The 2,737-nt window shown below is 61.6% G+C and carries 2 protein-coding genes and 2 pseudogenes; 2 read left to right on the top strand and 2 right to left on the bottom strand.

The genetic code is table 11. The features are described 5' to 3' along the window. Positions 1–189, bottom strand: a pseudogene (locus tag BIS11_RS14505) (hypothetical protein); the annotation flags it as partial. Positions 190–703: 514 nt separating this feature from the next. Between BIS11_RS14505 and BIS11_RS14510 the strand changes: the two are divergent. Continuing rightward, the gene (locus BIS11_RS14510; protein WP_253419644.1) at positions 704–1,558 is read left to right on the top strand and encodes an SDR family oxidoreductase; all 855 of its coding nucleotides are present in this window, start codon (positions 704–706) and stop codon (positions 1,556–1,558) included. Positions 1,559–1,628: 70 nt separating this feature from the next. Here the strand turns inward: BIS11_RS14510 and BIS11_RS14515 are convergent, their stop codons facing one another. Next, positions 1,629–2,231, bottom strand: coding sequence for a TetR/AcrR family transcriptional regulator (locus BIS11_RS14515; RefSeq protein WP_253419643.1), 603 nt, complete (start codon positions 2,229–2,231; stop codon positions 1,629–1,631). Between the two features lie 218 nt (positions 2,232–2,449). On the opposite strand from BIS11_RS14515, the pseudogene BIS11_RS14520 reads away from it, so the two are divergent. After that, positions 2,450–2,737: pseudogene (locus tag BIS11_RS14520) on the top strand (efflux RND transporter periplasmic adaptor subunit); the annotation flags it as partial.

Genomic DNA, 2,737 nt, shown 5'->3' on the forward strand with positions numbered 1-2,737 from the left:
GAAGGTCGCCGCCTGGCGGGAAAACCTCTGGCGCTGGCTATCGTAGAGGTGCTCGGCCTGATGCTCGGCGGCGTCGTAGACATCGCGCGCCGCGGCCTGGCCCTGCTCTTTCAGTCGGTGGGTGTCGAGCCGCTCGTGTTCGTGGCGCTCGCCGTGGGTATCGCGGGAATGCTTGTCCTGGTCGTTCATCAACGGGATCCTCCATGCATCATCCGCCCTGGCCTGCCGGGCAGCATGAACGTTTGGCGTCAATCCAAGACGCCGCCTCTCCCTACGTCGAGTACGAAACCTGACTTTTTTAATTATGGTAATGCATGAAACGACACTGCTATTGATGAACTATAGCGACGCCCGGGTAACTGTCAATTTAAAAACCGCTACATAAAAAACGATTTATAAATAATTAAAAATCAGTTATTTGCATTAAATAGATTTTATATCGAAACTTCCTGACCGACTTTCTTGACCCCTCTTTTTTCATATCGATCATTTTTGATAATTTTTAAGACCCTGTTTAATCCTGCTTAATAGTTCAATCAATTCCGGGGGTTCGCTTGCAAAATCGAGCGCGCCGCTCACGATTAAGCGCACGCCCGGCCTTTATCGCCATGAGCCGGTTTGGCCCTCTCGCGACTCTCGACTAAGGTGAACAGACGGCGGCCCGGAGACGGCCGCCCTTCGTCAGACACAAGGAGTGAAGGCCATGAGCGAGCAACAGCAGCCCCCGCAGCATCAGGACAAGCAGCCCGGCGACGAGCACGCCATGCGCCCGGCGCCCGAGTACATTCGCGAAGGTTATCGCGGCGCCGACAAGCTGCGCGACAAGGTGGCGATTATCACCGGCGGCGACAGCGGCATCGGCCGCGCCGTGGCGGTGCACTACGCCCGCGAAGGGGCGGACAGCGTGATCGCCTACCTGGAGGAGGACAAGGACGCCGAAGAGACCAAGCGCCTGGTGGAGGCCGAAGGCCGGCGCTGCGTGCTGATCAAGGGCGACGTGGGCAAGCCAGGATTTTCCCGCGAGATCGTGCAAAAGGCGCTGGAATCGTTCGGCAAGATCAACGTGGTGATCAACAACGCCGCCGAGCAGTACGACTGGGACGACGTCACCGACATCCCGGACGACCAGCTCCAGCGCACCTTCGAGACCAACCTGTTCAGCCACTTCTACCTGGTCAAGGCGGCCCTGCCGCACCTGGGCGAAGGCGACACCATCATCGCCACCTCGTCGATCAACGCCTTCAAGGGCAACGATACGCTGATCGACTACACCGCCACCAAGGGCGCGATCCAGGGGTTGGTGCGCTCGCTCTCGATGGCGCTGGTGGAGCGCGGCATCCGCGTCAACACCGTGGCTCCGGGGCCGGTGTGGACGCCGCTGATCCCCGCCAGCATGGATGATGAAAAGGTAGCGAACTTCGGCGGCCAGGTCCCCATGAAGCGCGCCGGCCAGCCCAGCGAAATGGGCCCCGCCTACGTCTATCTTGCAAGCGAGGACTCCTCCTACATGAGCGGGCAGACGATCCACCTCAACGGCGGCGTGATCCTGAACACCTGAAGCGACGGGAAGGGAGACATGGGGCGGCCTGCAGGCCGCCCTTTTCATGCAGCGTTGTCGACTGAACCGATCAGGCCCTTTGCCTGGGCGAGCCCACCAGCACGTACTCGAACAGGATCGTCTCGAAGTGCTCCATGGGCATTGGCGACTTCAGCGTCTTGGCGCGCAGCATCGCCCCCTGCCAGCCGGTGAGGACGAAGCTCGCCAGCGCCTCGATGTCGGCGCCGGGGGCGAGCAGTCCCTGGTCCCTGGCGGCGGCGAGACAGCTCACGAAGCGCTGCTCCCAGCGCTGGAACACCTGGTTCAGCGCATCGCGGAACACGTCGCTCTGCCCGGAAAGCTCCTGGCCGAGGTTGCCGATCAAGCAGCCCGTGGTGTGGTCGCACTGCTGCATGTGGGTGCGCCCCTGGGCAAAGTAGCGGCGCAGCCGCTCGAGGGGATCGAGCGCCTCGTCTTCGAGCAGCGCGGTGAGCGACTCGGCGTAGTCGCTGGCGAAGTATTCGATGACCGCCAGCCCGAACTCCTCCTTGCTGGCGAAATAGTGGTAGAACGACCCCTTGGGCACGCCACAGGCGCCGAGCACGGCATTGATTCCCGTGGCGTTGTAGCCGTGCTTTGCGATCAGCTCGGCGCCGGTGATGATCAATTTGTCTCGGGTCGCGATGTTTTTCATGACGTTCGGGCCTGTCGATCGAATGCGGTATTCACACGGTACTTATATCGTGGGGCAAGTCGCCGGGCGCCAGGAGCGGCCGGTTGCACGCTCTTTGCACATTGCTTGCCTAATCACTGCTTATCAGCCGTAGATGCTAGCATACTACGCTTATCCTCTTGCATCTTAGTCTTCACGACGGTCTTCAAGACAGTCTTCACAACGGATGACCTGCGGCAATGACCCTTCTTGAGAAAACGCCGGCGCGCCCATCTGGCCGGGTACGTTTTGGTGCCCTGCTGGCGCTCGTGGTACTGGCGGCAGGCCTGGCGCTGGCCTGGTGGATCATCACCCAACCCCCGCGAATCGAGCGTCGCCCGCCGCCGCCCACGCCTGCGCCGGTGGTCGATGTGACCACCGTCACCGAGCGGGTGCAGGCACCGGTGCTCACCGGCTTCGGTCGCGTCGAGGCGGAAAAGTCCGCGATGCTGGCCAGCCGCGTGGCTGGCCAGCTCGAGCGCTTCGCC

The sequence above is a fragment of the Halomonas sp. 707D4 genome (assembly GCF_024158685.1).
Taxonomy (GTDB): Bacteria; Pseudomonadota; Gammaproteobacteria; order Pseudomonadales; family Halomonadaceae; genus Vreelandella.

Coding starts and splice junctions, on each gene's coding strand:
- BIS11_RS14510 (WP_253419644.1), top strand. CDS start 704: ATGAGCGAGCAACAGCAGCCCCCGCAGCATCAGGACAAGCAGCCCGGC.
- BIS11_RS14515 (WP_253419643.1), bottom strand. CDS start 2,231: ATGAAAAACATCGCGACCCGAGACAAATTGATCATCACCGGCGCCGAG.